We start from the raw sequence: 14875 nt of genomic DNA, 5'->3' as shown, positions 1-14875 counted from the left end.
CCAGGATGATCCGGCGATGAATCTGACTCAATATCTCAAGCCGGCCGGAACTGTGCTGTTCGTCGCCGTGCTCGGCGTCGGCTATTATCTGTTCGAGCATCGGCATCGCCCTGAAGCGAAGGAGACGCCGGGCGAGGCGCTCGTCATCGTGACGAAGTCGACCAACGGCTGCTTCTCCGACCTGGTCCGAGTGACCGGCTTCTTCGTGCCGCGCCGCGAGGCGGTGGTCGTTGCCGACCAGGAAGGCTCAAGAGTCACCGACCTCCTGGTCACCGAAGGCGCCATTGTCACCGACAACCAGGAGCTGGCGCGCCTGACTGCGCCGCCGCAGATTCCGGGGCAGCCGCAGCGACCCGGCCCACAAGGCCCGATCTCGTTGAGAGCACCTGCGCCGGGGCTCATCACCGAGGTCCGCACCATCGTCGGCGCGCCGGCCTCGCCGCAGGCCGGCCCGATGTTCCGCATCGCCGTCAACAACGAGATCGAGCTCGACGCCCAGGTGCCAGCGGTGCACATGTCCAAGCTCAGTTCCGGCGCGACCGTGCGCATCAGCCGCGACGACGCGCCCGATCTGATCGGACGCGTCCGGCTGGTCGCGCCCGAAATCGACCGCACGACCCAGCTCGGGCGCGTCCGCATCAGCGTCACCAACAATCCGTCGCTCAAGGTCGGCGTGTTCGCCCGCGCCTCGATCGACGCCAAGCGCAGCTGCGGCGTCTCGATCCCCAAGACCGCGATCGACCATCTGATGGTGCAGGTCGTCAAAGGCAATGTCGTCGAGACGCGCAAGGTGCGGGTCGGACTGTCGTCCGACACATCGACGGAAATCCTGGAAGGCCTCGAGGTCGGCGAAATCGTCGTGGCCGACGCCGGCTCCTCGCTCCATGATGGCGACCAGATCAAGACCATGTTCGCCGATGAACTCGATCGCACGCGGGTACGCTGATGGCTCTCAATATCTCGGCATGGTCGATTCGTCATCCGCTGCCGTCTGTCGTCTTTTCAATCATCCTCCTGGTTCTCGGCTGGACCTCCTTCACCAAGCTTGCGGTGACGCGGCTGCCCTCGGCCGACATCCCCGTGATCTCGGTTGCGGTCTCGCAGTTTGGCGCAGCGCCAGCCGAGCTCGAATCCCAGGTCACCAAGACGGTTGAAGACGCGGTCTCCGGCGTCGAGGGCGTCAGGCACATCACCTCCTCGATCACCGACGGCCTGTCGGTCACCACGATCCAGTTCGCGCTCGAGACCAACACCGACCGCGCGCTCAACGACGTCAAGGACGCGGTGACGCGCGTGCGCTCCAACCTGCCGCAGAACGTCACCGAGCCGCTGATCCAACGCGTCGACGTCATCGGCCTGCCGATCGTCACCTATGCCGCGATTTCGCCCGGCAAGACGCCGGAGCAGCTCTCCTATTTCGTCGACGACGTGGTCAAGCGCGCGCTTCAGGGCGTACGCGGCGTCGCGCAGGTCGAGCGCATCGGCGGTGTCGAGCGCGAGATCCTGGTCTCGCTCGATCCAGATCGCTTGCAGGCCATGGGCCTGACTGCCGTCAATGTCAGCCAGAGCCTGCGCGGCACCAATGTCGACGTCGCCGGCGGCCGCGCCGAGATCGGCAAGAACGACCAGGCGATCCGCACGCTCGCGGGCGCCAAGACGCTGGGCGATCTCGCCGGCACCATGATCCCGCTGTTCGGCGGCGGCGAGGTCCGGCTCGACGATCTCGGCACCGTCACCGACACCATCGCCGACCGCCGCACCTTCGCCCGCTTCAATGGCGAGCCGGTGGTCGCGCTCGGCATCAAGCGTTCCAAGGGCGCCAGCGACGTGAAGGTCGCCGAAGCCGTGCAGAAGCGCATCGACGCGCTCAAGGCGGCCTATCCCGACGTCGATCTGAAGGTGATCGACACCTCGGTCGAATACACCAACGGCAATTACCATGCGGCGATCTCGACCCTGTTCGAAGGCGCCATCCTCGCCGTCGTCATCGTGCTGCTGTTCCTGCGCGACCTGCGCGCGACCATCATCGCCGCGATCTCGCTGCCGCTGTCGATCTTCCCGGCGTTCTGGGCGATGGACCTGCTCGGCTTTTCGCTGAACCTCGTCAGCTTTCTCGCCATCACGCTGTCGACCGGCATTCTCGTCGACGATGCCATCGTCGAGATCGAGAACATCGTCCGGCACATGAACATGGGCAAGTCGCCCTACCGTGCCGCGCTGGAGGCCGCCGACGAGATCGGCCTCGCGGTCATCGCGATCTCGCTGACCATCATCGCGATCTTCGCACCGGCGAGCTTCATGTCGGGCATTGCCGGACAGTTCTTCAAGCAGTTCGGCATCACCGTCTCGGTGCAGGTGTTCTTCTCGCTGCTCGCGGCCCGCTTCGTCACCCCGGTTCTGGCAGCCTACTTCCTCAAGCACCATACGCATGTGGAACCGCCGCCCGGCCGCATCTTGCGGTCCTATCATCGGATCGTGGCCTGGTCGGTGAAGCACTATTTCATCACGGTGCTGATCGGCCTCGGCGTCTTCGCCGCCTCGATCTGGAGCATCACGCTGCTGCCGCAGGGCTTTCTGCCGGCGCAGGACAGCGCCCGCTCGCTGCTTGCCCTCGAGCTGCCACCGGGCACCCAGCTCGCCTACACCGAAAAGGTCACCGAGGACATCGTCGCGCGCCTGCGCAAGCGGCCGGAGGTCAAGAGCATCTTCGTCGACGGCGGGCGCGTCCCGCCGGGGACCCAGGAAGTGCGGCGCGCCGCCCTGATCATCAATTACACGCCCAAGAACAGCCGCGACATCACCCAGCGCGAGCTTGAATTCTCGATCAGCCAGGAGCTGGAGAACGTTCCCGATATCCGCTTCTGGTTCCTGGACGAGAACGGCCTGCGTGCGATCTCGCTGGTGGTGACCGGTGTCGATCCCAACATCGTCAACAACGTCGCGAGCGAGCTTGCGACGCAAATGAAACGCATTCCCACCATCGCCAACGTGATCTCGGAGACTTCGCTGGAGCGTCCCGAGCTGCGCATCGAACCGCGCGCAGATCTCGCCGCACGGCTCGGGGTGTCCACCGAAAGCCTGTCGCAGACCATCCGTGTCGCCACCATCGGCGACGTCGGCCCTGCGCTCGCCAAATTCGACGTCGGCGACCGCCTGGTACCGATCCGGGTGCAGCTCGAGGATGCCGCCCGCGGCAATCTGAAGACGCTCGAGCAGCTCCGCGTGCCGCTCGGCGAGCGCGGCGAGAAGGGCGGCGTGCCGCTCTCGGTCATCGCCGATGTCAAGCTCGACCAGGGTCCGACCAGCATCAACCGCTACGACCGTGAACGGCAGGCGACCGTCGCGGCCGACCTCGTCGGCTCTGCCGCGCTCGGCGATGCCACCAAGAAGATCTACGACCTGCCGGTCATGAAGACCCTGCCGAAGGGCGTGAAGGTCTCGCCCTCCGGCGACGCGGAAAGCCTGAACGAACTGTCCGACGGCTTCGCGACCGCGATCACGGCGGGACTGATGATGGTCTACGCCGTGCTGGTGCTGCTGTTCGGCACCTTCCTGCAGCCGATCACCATCCTGTTCTCCCTGCCGCTCTCGATCGGCGGCGCCATCGCCGCCCTGCTCGTCACCGGCAAGCAGCTCACCACGCCGGTGTGGATCGGCATCCTCATGCTGATGGGCATCGTCACCAAGAACGCGATCATGCTGGTGGAATTCGCCATCGAAGCCATTCGCGCCGGGAAGCCGCGCGAGGAAGCCATGATCGACGCCGGCATGAAGCGCGCACGGCCGATCGTGATGACCACGATCGCGATGGCCGCCGGCATGATACCGAGCGCTCTCGCGGTCGGCGCCGGCGGCGAATTCCGCTCGCCGATGGCGCTCGCGGTGATCGGCGGCCTGATCTTCTCGACCATCCTGTCGCTGGTGTTCGTGCCCGCGATGTTCATGGTGATGGACGATTTCGGCGCCCTGATCTGGCGCTTCGCCAAGCGGCTGATCGTGCACAGCGAGGATGCCGAGACGGACGATCATCACGAAGCGGCGCCGGCGCAAGCGGGGCCAGCGCCGAAGAGCCTCGTGCACCCCGCGGCGGAGTAAGATTCCAAAGGCCGCGGTCGTGCACTGGCGAAAGGCGAGCGCTAACGCTATGTTGTGCCCATGACCTTTACGCGCATTACGATCGATCCCGCGGTCTGCACCGGCAAGCCCTGTATCCGCGGGCTGCGATTTCCGGTGGCGCGGCTGCTCGGACTGCTGGCCGCCGGCGAGACCCGCGAATCCGTTCTGAATGATTATCCCTATCTCGAACGTGAAGACATTGACGAAGCGTTGCGTTATGCGGCCTTCCTCGCTGAGGATGAGACCGTCGAGCTGCGCCCCACAGTCTCTGCTAAGTGAAGTTCCTCGTCGACATGCCTCTGTCGCCGATGCTGGCGCGCTGGCTCACAGAGATGGGGCACGACGCCGTCCACGCCTCGGCGATAGGACTTCATGCTGCGAGCGATGTTGAAATCATCGATCTTGCCAGGCGGGAGGCGCGCACGGTCGTCACGGCCGACCTCGACTATCCTCGCCTCATTGCAACCGCGGGCAGCGACAGCCCAAGCCTCGTTCTCTTCCGAGGCGGCGACTGGACAGAGGCAGGTGTCCGAACCCGGCTCGCGGAAGTTCTTTCCGCGCTGACCGAGGACGAGGTTCAGGGCAGCATCATTACCATTGACCGGGATCGCGTTCGCCGGCGCAGGCTCCCGATCGGCTGATTCCTACTCGTTCCGCGCGATCGCGGTCAGCTTGGTCATGTTCCGCAGCAGGATCCGGCCGCGCTGGAGATCGAGGATGGCGTCCTTGCGCCAGGCCTGAAGCTGGCGATTGACGCTCTCGCGGGCGGCGCCGACGAAGACGCCGAGCTGCTCCTGCGAGATGTGGACCTCGGAGCCGAAATCGGCGGCGAGCGCGCAGAGCCGCCGCGCCAGGCGAACCGGCAGCGGCTGCAGCATGGATTCCTCCATGCGCTCGCTCTGCCAGCGGATGCGCTGGCACAGCAGAGCGATGATCTTGATCGCGACCTTTGGCTCGCGCTCGAGGAAGCCGAGGAAATCTTCGCGCCGCAGCACGAACAATTCACTGGTCTCGCCCGCAGTGGCGTCCGCCGTGCGGCTTTGGCCGTCCAGCACCGCGACCTCGCCGAACAGGTCGCCCGGCCCCATGAAATTCAGCGTCAGCCGGCTGCCGTCGGAGGCGCCGGTCTCGATGCGGACCTGGCCGCGGCGCACGCCGAACAGCGCGTCCCCGGGATCGCCTTTCTGGAACAGCACCTCGCCATTCCCCAAATGCTGGGTGTGACAGAGATTGGACAGCCGCTGGAGCTCGTCTGCGCCGAGATCGGCGAACATCGGGTTCATCTTCAGGATGACCGCAAATTCGGCCTGCTTGCTCATTTCAATGTCCTTGTGAACGTCCTGGTCACTATTCCTGTCAAATCGCTTGAAACCATCAACTTCAGGATCGCGTAAAACCGCGCCGGAGAAGTGTGTCATAAGTCACATAACTTTGCAGCACCCCCTGACTATTTTTACGCGCTTGGAGCCGCTTCCCGTCAGGGGATAAACTAAAGGCGCAAAGGACGGGTCATCTGCCGGGTTCGACGCCGATCATCCGTCGTTGGAAAGTCGACATGAGAGCATTGAAATTCGCCGGCGGAGCTTTGGCCGCCGTCATCATCGTGATCGCGCTCCTGCTGATGGTGGGAATCCCCTCGGGCTTCCTGACCTCCATGATCGCCTCGCGCGTCGAGAGCGCGACCGGCTATCGCCTGTCGATCGACGGCACCACGAAGATCAGCCTGTGGCCGACGCTGAACGTCACCCTGAACGACCTCACGCTTGCCGACCCCAGGGATCGCAGCGGCATCACGCGCCTGACGGTCGACAGCGTGCAGGCCGACATGTCGCTCGCAAGCATATGGTCCGGCCGCCCTGAGATCGGCGAGCTCGTCGTCACCCATCCCCTGCTCTACCAGCCGCTGCTGCGTGAGCGCCTGCCGAGTGCCGGCGCCCCGTCGAAGCCGCTCGCGCTCGATACCAATGGCGCCACCATCGACCGCATCAAGGTGATCGACGGCGAAGTTGCATTCTCGCGCTTGCGCGATCGTGTCGAGGGCCGCATCAGCGCCATCAATGCCGACGCGACCGTCGACCGCGACCGCAAGGTCAATATTACCGGCACCGCGCGCGTCGGCGATCATCCGACCAAGTTCGACATCAAGGCAATCGCGCCGGCATCGCCGGCCGAACGGCCGACGGTTCCCGTGGATTTCGCCATCGACATGCCCGACGTGCTGAAGTCCCAGCTCACCGGCCACGCCGAGATGCGGCTCAGCCGCGATGTGGTGATGATCAACGGCGTGAACGGCAGGCTCGGCGACGGCGCATTCAACGGCTGGGCTTCGGTCGATATCGCGAGCAAGCCTCTGGTCAAGGTCGACCTCGATTTCCAGCGGCTCGCGATGCCGCTGGCGAAATCGCCGCAGGGCACGGCCGGGCAGCCCTGGAGCGATGCGCCGATCAACGTGTCCGGGCTCAACTATGTCGACGCGCAGTTGCGGATCTCCGCGAACGAAGCCTTGATCGGCGATGCGCGCATCGCGCCGCTGGCGCTCGACGCCAAGCTCGCCGGCGGCGTGCTGAAGGCCGGCACCTCCAATCTCGGCGCCTATGGCGGCCAGGTCTCGGGCGAGGTGATCCTGGATGCGACCACGGGTGCGCCGAGCTTTGCCATGCATTCCGACCTCGTCGGCGTGCGCGCGCTGCCGCTGCTTCAGGGTCTTGCCGATTTCGACCGCATCGACGGCAAGCTGCAGGCCAAGCTGGCTTTGCGCAGCGCCGGCACCAGCCAGCGCGCGTTGATGGCGAACATGCAGGGCACGGCGTTCGTCAACTTCCAGGACGGCGCCATTCGCGGCATCAACGTCGCGCAGATGATCCGCTCGCTGACGACAAGCACGCTGTCCGGCTGGCAGGCAAATCAGGACCCCGGCCAGGAACAGAGCACGGACCTGTCGCAGCTCTCGGCCTCCTTCCGCATCGACAAGGGTCAGGCGGTGACGACCGATCTCAATCTGATCGGGCCGCTGGTGCGCGTGACCGGCGCCGGCACCATCGCGCTCGACACCAAGATGATGGGCTTTCGCGTCGAGCCGAAGCTCGTGATGACGACTGAAGGCCAGGGCCGCACCTCCGAGCCGGTCGGCTTCGGTATCCCCGTGATGATCCAGGGCAGCTGGTCGCAGCCGCGGATCTATCCTGATATGGCCGGCATGCTGGACAATCCGGACGCCGCCTATGCCAAGCTGCGCGAGATGGGCAAGGGCCTGTTCGGCCCCGACGGCGCCGGGCTCGGCAACATCCTGGGCAGCCTCGGCAGCAACCTTGGCCTGGGTGGCACCACCGCGCCCGGCGGCGGCAATGCGCCCGGCAATGCCAGTCCGCAAGCCCAGCAGCCGGGGCAGAACAATCTGCTCGGCGGCCCGCTGGGGGAGGCGATCGGCAATCTGATCCAGCAGGGGCTTTCCAGCGGCGCAGCGACCGGCACCGGCTCCGGCCGCAGCCGCAGCGTGCCGGCAACGCCCTCCACGCCGGCCCCGCAGGCCTCGCCTGCCGCCCCCGCTCTGGAGGACCCGCCGCTGGCGCAGCAGGACAGTCAGCCAATGAACGACGTGCTGCGGCAGCTCTTCAATCGCTGACCGAAGGACTGGCGTGCTGGACGTCACGGGCAGATCCCTGCATCGGCTTCGACCCTGCGGCTTCCTCCGAGCCGGATGAGGCTGCGGCAATTTCCCCCTTCCATCGGCCCGGAAGTCCGCAAGGGGGTAACCACACCGGCCGGTCCGACGGACCCGCCACGGCCCCATGGCCCAAATTGTGGTAGAACGGCCCACAGCGCCGGCGTCGATGGCGGCGCGAGAGGATCGGGATGGCAGGAGCGAACGACAAGACACGATCTCTGCGCGGGGGCCTGTTCGCCAAATACGTCGTCTCCCTCGTCGGTCTCGTCGTGTTCGTCCTCGCCGTCAACGGGGCGATGGAGACCTGGATCTCCTACCGCGCCACAAGGACGTCGCTGACCGACGGGCTGGAGGAGAAGGCGCAAGGAACCGCCCGGCGGATCGAGCAGTCGATCTCCGAGCTCGACCGCCAGATCAGCTGGGTGACGCGGGCGAGCCAGGACACGCTGGAGAAGCGCCGCGCCGACTATGCGTCGCTGCTGCACCAGGTCTCCGACGTCAACCAGCTGTTCCAGCTCAATGGCGACGGCCGCGAGGTGTTGCGCGTCTCCAGGCAGTCGACCACGACCGGCGGCAATGCCGACCTCTCTCGCGACATGCGCTTCACCGACGCCGTCGCCCGCGGCGTCAGCTATGCATCGGCCTGGTTCGCCGACCGCACCCCGATGATGTCGATCTCGGTGGCGCATTCCGGCTTCAACGCCGGCGTCACCGTGGCCGAGATCGACCTCAGCTTCCTCTCCGACTTCCTGTCGGACGCCCAGGTCGGCAAGGCGGCCTTTGCCTATGTCGTCGATCCGCGCGGGCGTGTGCTGGCGACGTCCTCGAAAGGGCCCGAAATCGGCAAGGACCTCTCCAGGCTGCCGCAGGTCGCCGCCGCGATCGCGCCCGGACACGAGCCCGACACGTCCGGCACCGACTTCAACGGCCATGCGGTGATGAGCGCCGCGAGCATCGTGCCGAAGCTCGGCTGGAGCGTGCTGTTCGAGCAGCCGACCACGCAGGCCCTGATGCCGATCCGCGACCAGCTGGTGCGCATCGCGCTGCTGATCGGCATGGGCCTGATGGTCGCGATCCTCGCCGGTACGCTGCTGGCGCGCCGCATGATCATCCCGATCACGGCGCTGCGCGACGGCGCCTACAGGCTCGGCGAAGGCGATTTCAGCCACCGCATCGACGTGCACACCTCCGACGAGCTGGAAGACCTCGCCGGCCAGTTCAACCGCATGGCCGACCAGATCCAGGAGACCTATTCGAACCTGGAGACCAAGGTCGAGGAACGCACCCGCGATCTCGCGCAGTCGATCCACGAGCTCAAGGTGCTGGAGGAGGTCGGCCGCGCTGTGGCCTCCTCGCTCGATCTCAACGCCGTGCTTGCGACCATCGCCGCCCGTGCGATCGAGATCACCCATGCCGACGCGGTGCTGATCTACGGCTTCGACGCCGAGGCGGGCCGCTTCAACCTGGTCGAGGCCAACGGCATCGACACATCCGCCGACGGCGCGCATGTCACCATCGAGGAAGGCGAGAACATCCTGAGCGATGCCGCCGCCAGCGGCGAGCCGATCGCGCTGGCCGAGCTCGGCGAGGCCGCCGAGCAGCCGCTGCGCGAGGTCGCGCTCGCGGCCGGCTTCAACTCGGTGCTGGTGGTGCCGCTGATCGACCAGCAGGGCACGCTGGGCTCGCTGGTGGTGCTGCGCCGCGCCGGCGGCGAGTTCGCCGGCAGCGTCATCGGATTGATGCGCACCTTTGCCAACCAGGCCGTGCTGGCGATGCGCAATGCGCGGCTGTTCAGCGAGGTCGACCACAAGAGCCACGCGCTGGAGGCGGCGAACACGACCGTGCGCGCCCAGGCGGACAAGCTCAAGCAGCAGACCGAGCAGCTCAAGGACTGGAACAAGTCGCTGGAGGCGCGCGTCAGGACCCAGCTCGGCGAGATCGAGCGCATCCGCAAGCTCGAGCGTTTCCTGGCGCCGCAGGTGGCGCAGCTGATCGCCTCCTCCGACAGCCCCGAAGGGCTGCTCACCAGCCAGCGCCGCGAGGTCACGGTCGTGTTCTGCGACCTGCGCGGCTTCACCGCGTTCACGGAAGCGACCGAGCCGGAAGAGGCGATGAACGTGCTGCGCGAATATCACGCCGCGCTCGGCAAGCTGATCTTCAAATACGAGGGCACGCTCGACAAATATGCCGGCGACGGCGTGATGATCCTGTTCAACGCGCCGATCCAGTTCGAGGACCACACCAGGCGCGCGGTGAAGATGGCGGTGGAGATGCGCGACACCATCGGCCCCCTGACCGAGCGCTGGCGCAACCGCGGGCACAGCCTGGGGTTCGGCATCGGCATCGCGCTCGGCTATGCCACGCTCGGCCAGGTCGGCTTCGAGCAGCGGCTGGAATATGCCGCGATCGGCAGCGTCACCAACCTCGCCTCCCGCCTCTGCGGCGAAGCCAAGCCCAACCAGATCGTGGTGAGCCGCCGTGTCTACGGCATGGTCGAGCCCTGGGTCGAGGCCCGCGCCCTCGACGATCTCCAGCTCAAGGGCTTCAATCACCCCGTGCTGGCAATGGAGATTTTGCGCTGGCGCGAGGAGGTGGAGAACGTGGTGGATGCCGCGGCGGTGCGGATGCGGGGGTAGCTAAAACAAAAGTGCGAAAACAACCCCATGCACAGTAGACGGGGGCTGAAAAACCAATGGGTTAGCGGGGCCTTTCCGCGGATGCCGAAGCGTTTGATACGTCGGGCGAAAACAGCGGCAGGATAGCATCCCCACGAACCAGATCCCTCCTCCTTGCGACCAACCCTCGCCTCGAGGCTGAAGCCGGATGGAGACGACCCGTGGCGCTTGCCTTGCCTTCACGTGCCTACGATCTGCAGATGCTGGACCGGCCCGCCGACCGCGTGCGCGATCATGGCTGGGTCTTTGGATCGCCGCCGGGCATCACCAGCGAGCAATGGCCGCTCGATCCCGTCACCGGCTATCCCCTGATGCACGGGTTCACCCTGCTGCTGCCGGAGGATTATCGCGTGCATGGCGAGGACATCGTCGCGGTGTCGTTCTTTGCCACTGCGCCAGATCACAACGACGGCGGCGCGCCCGATGATCCCGAGATTCGCGAGGCGGTGTTGGCGCGCATCTCCCATCCACGCCTGTCGCGCATGACGGACATCCTCGACTACGAATATGCCGCGCTGCTGCTGACACGGGCCGAGTACGAGGGCGCGTTCGCGATGCCGCCGGCACCGCTGGCGCTGGCGACGGCCGAGCGGCCGCGCTGGCTCGACGTCGGCGGGGCCAGCGCCTTCTTCGAGGCGGCGCCGCCTTACGCAAGGAAGATGTTCGCCGCTTCGCCGCGCGCGGATCTCGTCGAGAATCGCGCGATCTCCTTGTCGGCGCGCGCGAACGATCCAAACGCCGGCAAGGGCCCGCAGGACGAGCACGTGCGCGAGAGGACGCCGACCGGCTATCAGCCCTACTACTATTATGTCGGCGGCGTGCCCGGCCGCGATAATTTCCGCCTGCATGACTGGAGCAAGGATCACGCCCACAACCATCTCGGCGGCACGATGCGGCCCTGCCAGGCCGTGCCCGAGATGAGCCCATTCTACATCGAGTTCGAGGAATATTTCGGCGGCTACAATTTCGGCGGCGGCAACGCCCAGCTCGATTTCAAGGAGATGAAGTTCGATTGGGCTTGCGGGTGATCACGCCGAGCGTGCCGCTTCCTCCCCTGCTCAACCGAGAGGCGCCGATAAAATCGATTTTCGATTTTCTGTTGACCGCGAGGTGGCGCCTTGCAATCATCCCGCGATGGGTCCGCTTCAGTTCGACATGTCCGGAAACCCCGGCGATGGTCCGCGCAGCCTGACGTCGGCGCTGCACGAGCGGCTGCGCGCCGATATCCTGGCGACGCGGCTGCTGCCAGGCCAGAAGCTGCATATCGCCGGCCTCGCCAAGCAGTTCTCCGTGAGCCTTGCGGCGGTGCGCGAAGCTCTGTCGCGTCTCGTCGCCGACGGCCTCGTGCAGGCGTCGGACCAGCGCGGCTTTCGCGTCAGCCCGGTGTCGCTGGCCGATCTTGCCGACGTGACCCAGACGCGGATCGACATCGAAGGCCTCGCGCTGCGCCGTTCGATCGTGCGGGGCGACGACGCCTGGCTCGCGTCGGTGAAGTCGACCTGGGCGGATCTGAAGGCCGTCCCCTATCACTACCCCGATGATCCGACCGTGCACTACGAGGAATGGGTGATCCGTCACCGCATTTTCCATCGTGCGCTCGTCAACGCCTGCGGCTCGCCATGGCTGCTCGGCTTCCGCGACGTGTTGCACGAGCAGAGTGAGAGATATCGCCGTCTCTCGATCCGACGCGAGCTCGGTGGCAAGCCGCGCGACGTCGAAGCCGAACACGAGGCGATTGTCGCTGCCGTGATGAAACGCGACGCAGATGCGGCAGTTCGCGCCCTGTCGAAGCATTTCGGCATCACCAAGGAATTCGTCGAGCTCGCCGCCTCGCGCATTGCGGAGGTGAGCCGCACGACCTGACGATCCCTAGAAATTCGATACAAAAAAAGAGAGACCGGGAGAAAACAATGAAGATCAATCGCCGTCACGCGTTCATGTCGCTCGTTGCCGCCGCAATTTTCGCCGGCCCCGCGAGTGCCGCCGACACCATTCGCGTCGGCCTGCCCACGAAAACATACTGGCCGACCACGATCGCCGAGACCGCCGTGCGGCAAAAGCTGTTCGAGAAGGAAGGCATCAAGGCCGAGCTGACCATCTATCGCAGCGGCGCGGAGACTTTCGAAGGCATGGCTGCGGGCGCGGCCGACATCATCCTCGATCCGCCGTCGCTGGTCTCCGCCGGACGCAAGAAGGGCGTGATGTCGCGCATCGTCGCCAACGCCGCGATGGGCAATTTCGGCTGGCAGCTGATGGTGCCGACCAAATCGACGCTCGACGTCAAGGACCTCAACGGCAAGAAGGTGGCGATCACCGCGGCCGGCTCGGGCTCGGACCTGCTGGCGCTGTGGACCATCCAGGACAGGAAGATCGACTTCACGCGCGTTCCCGTCGGCGGCGGTGGCCTGGTGCCGAACCTTTTGGCCGGCAATGTCGAGGCCGCCGTGGTCTATTCGCCGCTGAGCTTCCAGATCTCGAAATCAGGCGAAGCCAAGTCCATCCTCGACTACGCGACCGCCGTTCCGCCGAACCTGACTGCGGGCTGGATCGTGCTCGACAAATTCGCCGAAGCCAAGCCTCAGCTGGTGCAGAAGGCCGTGAACGCTCTCTACGGCGCGGTCGCGTTCATGCGCGCCAATCGCGACGTCACCGTCAAGCTGATCGCCGAGCTCTACGAGATGCCGCCGGAGATCGCCGGCCTCGAGTACGACAACACGATCATGAAGCTCGAGACCAGCGGCGACATGGGCGCGGCCAACGTGAACGCTGCGGTTCAGCTCTCGCTCGACCTTGCCAAGCTCGGCGGGCTCAAGGACATCGTGCCGGTCGAGGACGTGATCTCGACCAGGTTCAAGCCCGTCCCGACCAAGTAGTTGGCGATGCAGAGCACGTTTGCCATCAACCTTGCGCGGATCGCGATCATCGTCGCGGTCCTGGCGCTGTGGGAGGTGCTGTCGCGCACCGGCATCGTCAATCCGCGCCTGCTGCCGTCGGCGTCAGACACGTTCGTGACGCTCGGCGATCTCCTGCAGCGCGCGGCCGTGCAGAAGGACCTGATGGTCACCGCGACCGAGGTGCTGACGGCATTCGCGCTGGCCGTGCCGGTCGGCGCCTTGATCGGCTTTCTGGTCGCGGAGAACCGCTACTTTGCCGACGTTGCAAAGCCCCTGCTGTTCTTCGCCTTCAGCATCCCGAAATCGATCTTCCTGCCGATGTTCATCCTCGTGTTCGGCGTCGGCTTTGCCCAGAAGGTCGGCTTCGGCTTCTTCTCCACGATCTTCATCGTGATCATGTCGACGACGACGGCGGTGGAGTCGGTCAAGGTCGAGCATCTGACGGTGGCGCGCTCCTACGGCGCCACGCCGATGCAGACCGCGTTCCGCGTCTACCTGCCGAGCATGCTGCCGGTGCTGCTGGAGGCGCTGCGGATCTCCATGATCTTCAATCTCACCGGCGTGATCCTCGCCGAGATGTACGCCTCGCGCGACGGGATCGGCCACCAGATCGCAATCTGGGGCGAGAATTTCCAGATGAAGCAGCTCCTCGCCGGCGTCGTGATGGTCGCCGCGATCGCCATGACCTTCAACGAACTTGTCAGATGGGTGGAAACGCGATGCAGCCATTGGCGAACGTGACCCCGCTCAAGCCCGCCGCGCGCGCCGGCGCGATCGAGGTGAAGAATGTCGGCCAGGTGTTCAAGACCCGGTCGCAGGACGTCGTCGCGCTGGAGGACGTCTCGCTTGAGATCAAGCCCGGCCGCTTCGTCGTGCTGGTCGGCCCCAGCGGCTGCGGCAAGTCGACCCTTTTGATGATGATGGCGGGGCTGCGCCAGCAGACCGCGGGCACCATCACGATCAGCGGCGCGCCGATCCTGCAGCCCGACCCCGACAGGGTCGGCGTGGTGTTCCAGGAGGCGAGCCTGTTTCCGTGGCTGACGGCGGAGGACAATGTCGAGTTTCCGCTGGCGTTGCGGGGTGTCCCCAAGGCCGAACGGCGAGCCAAGGCGCAGGATGCGTTGAAGCTGGTCGGGCTGGAAGGCTTCGGCAGACGTCATCCGCACGAGCTGTCAGGCGGCATGAAGCAGCGCGTCTCGATCGCGCGCGGGCTGGTGCAGGACCCGCCGGTGCTGCTGATGGACGAGCCGTTTGCAGCGCTCGACGAGCAGACGCGCATGACCATGGGCGACGAGCTGCTGCGGATCTGGGCCGCGACCGGCAAGACGGTCGTTTTCGTCACGCACAGCCTGACCGAAGCGGTCTATCTCGCCGACGAGGTGATCGTGATGTCGGCACGGCCCGGCCGCATCGTCGACCATCTCCAGGTCCAGCTGCCGCGGCCGCGGACCTACGAGATGCTGAGCGGCGATGCCTTCGGGAGCCTGCGCGACCGCATCTGGCGGCACATCCGCAAATCGGCGTGA

The 14875-nt window shown here is 65.8% G+C and carries 12 protein-coding genes; 11 read left to right on the top strand and 1 reads right to left on the bottom strand.

The window, feature by feature from the left end; translation table 11 throughout:
• The first annotated feature begins 16 nt into the window (after positions 1–16).
• Genes XH96_RS02410 through XH96_RS02395 form a run of 4 tightly spaced genes read left to right on the top strand, consistent with a single transcriptional unit; the run spans position 17 to position 4757 of the window.
• On the top strand, positions 17–946 hold the full coding sequence (locus XH96_RS02410; RefSeq protein ID WP_194390894.1) for an efflux RND transporter periplasmic adaptor subunit: 930 nt from the start codon (positions 17–19) through the stop codon (positions 944–946).
• Entirely contained in the window at positions 946–4095 is a 3150-nt protein-coding gene (locus XH96_RS02405; RefSeq protein WP_194390893.1) for an efflux RND transporter permease subunit, read from the top strand. Before XH96_RS02410 ends, XH96_RS02405 begins: the two co-directional genes overlap by 1 nt.
• Before the next feature lie 60 nt (positions 4096–4155).
• Positions 4156–4395 carry a DUF433 domain-containing protein gene (locus tag XH96_RS02400; RefSeq protein ID WP_194390892.1) on the top strand — a complete coding sequence of 80 codons (240 nt, stop codon included), beginning with the start codon at positions 4156–4158 and terminating at the stop codon, positions 4393–4395.
• Complete coding sequence (locus XH96_RS02395; RefSeq protein WP_194390891.1) at positions 4392–4757, top strand: DUF5615 family PIN-like protein; 366 nt, start codon at positions 4392–4394, stop codon at positions 4755–4757. Before XH96_RS02400 ends, XH96_RS02395 begins: the two co-directional genes overlap by 4 nt.
• A 3-nt stretch (positions 4758–4760) precedes the next feature.
• Here XH96_RS02395 and XH96_RS02390 read toward each other — a convergent pair whose 3' ends face one another.
• Complete coding sequence (locus XH96_RS02390) at positions 4761–5435, bottom strand: Crp/Fnr family transcriptional regulator (protein WP_061880322.1); 675 nt, start codon at positions 5433–5435, stop codon at positions 4761–4763.
• A 236-nt stretch (positions 5436–5671) separates the two neighbouring features.
• Between XH96_RS02390 and XH96_RS02385 the strand changes: the two genes are divergently transcribed.
• From XH96_RS02385 to XH96_RS02355, 7 genes are all read left to right on the top strand, one after another.
• Positions 5672–7738: an AsmA family protein gene (locus XH96_RS02385; protein ID WP_194390890.1), complete on the top strand. Its 2067-nt coding sequence runs from the start codon at positions 5672–5674 to the stop codon at positions 7736–7738.
• 230 nt (positions 7739–7968) lie between these two features.
• Positions 7969–10416, top strand: a complete 2448-nt coding sequence (locus XH96_RS02380) for an adenylate/guanylate cyclase domain-containing protein (protein WP_194390889.1) — start codon at positions 7969–7971, stop codon at positions 10414–10416.
• Positions 10417–10616: 200 nt separating this feature from the next.
• Positions 10617–11483, top strand: a complete 867-nt coding sequence (locus XH96_RS02375; protein ID WP_194390888.1) for a hypothetical protein — start codon at positions 10617–10619, stop codon at positions 11481–11483.
• Positions 11484–11610: 127 nt separating this feature from the next.
• Positions 11611–12318 carry a GntR family transcriptional regulator gene (locus tag XH96_RS02370; RefSeq protein ID WP_246789915.1) on the top strand — a complete coding sequence of 236 codons (708 nt, stop codon included), beginning with the start codon at positions 11611–11613 and terminating at the stop codon, positions 12316–12318.
• Between the two features lie 47 nt (positions 12319–12365).
• Complete coding sequence (locus XH96_RS02365; RefSeq protein WP_194390886.1) at positions 12366–13328, top strand: ABC transporter substrate-binding protein; 963 nt, start codon at positions 12366–12368, stop codon at positions 13326–13328.
• Between the two features lie 6 nt (positions 13329–13334).
• Positions 13335–14090 carry an ABC transporter permease gene (locus tag XH96_RS02360; protein ID WP_194390885.1) on the top strand — a complete coding sequence of 252 codons (756 nt, stop codon included), beginning with the start codon at positions 13335–13337 and terminating at the stop codon, positions 14088–14090.
• On the top strand, positions 14069–14875 hold the full coding sequence (locus XH96_RS02355; RefSeq protein WP_246789914.1) for an ABC transporter ATP-binding protein: 807 nt from the start codon (positions 14069–14071) through the stop codon (positions 14873–14875). The genes XH96_RS02360 and XH96_RS02355 overlap by 22 nt, the downstream gene beginning before the upstream one ends.

Source organism: Bradyrhizobium sp. CCBAU 51765 (assembly GCF_015291725.1).
GTDB classification, from domain to species: domain Bacteria; phylum Pseudomonadota; class Alphaproteobacteria; order Rhizobiales; family Xanthobacteraceae; genus Bradyrhizobium; species Bradyrhizobium liaoningense.
The sequence above is the reverse complement of the archived record's forward strand: the minus strand, read 5'-3'. Positions and strand labels throughout refer to the sequence as shown.

Coding starts and splice junctions, on each gene's coding strand:
- XH96_RS02380 (WP_194390889.1), top strand. CDS start 7,969: ATGGCAGGAGCGAACGACAAGACACGATCTCTGCGCGGGGGCCTGTTC.
- XH96_RS02360 (WP_194390885.1), top strand. CDS start 13,335: ATGCAGAGCACGTTTGCCATCAACCTTGCGCGGATCGCGATCATCGTC.
- XH96_RS02410 (WP_194390894.1), top strand. CDS start 17: ATGAATCTGACTCAATATCTCAAGCCGGCCGGAACTGTGCTGTTCGTC.
- XH96_RS02390 (WP_061880322.1), bottom strand. CDS start 5,435: ATGAGCAAGCAGGCCGAATTTGCGGTCATCCTGAAGATGAACCCGATG.
- XH96_RS02385 (WP_194390890.1), top strand. CDS start 5,672: ATGAGAGCATTGAAATTCGCCGGCGGAGCTTTGGCCGCCGTCATCATC.
- XH96_RS02365 (WP_194390886.1), top strand. CDS start 12,366: ATGAAGATCAATCGCCGTCACGCGTTCATGTCGCTCGTTGCCGCCGCA.
- XH96_RS02405 (WP_194390893.1), top strand. CDS start 946: ATGGCTCTCAATATCTCGGCATGGTCGATTCGTCATCCGCTGCCGTCT.
- XH96_RS02370 (WP_246789915.1), top strand. CDS start 11,611: ATGTCCGGAAACCCCGGCGATGGTCCGCGCAGCCTGACGTCGGCGCTG.
- XH96_RS02355 (WP_246789914.1), top strand. CDS start 14,069: ATGCAGCCATTGGCGAACGTGACCCCGCTCAAGCCCGCCGCGCGCGCC.
- XH96_RS02400 (WP_194390892.1), top strand. CDS start 4,156: ATGACCTTTACGCGCATTACGATCGATCCCGCGGTCTGCACCGGCAAG.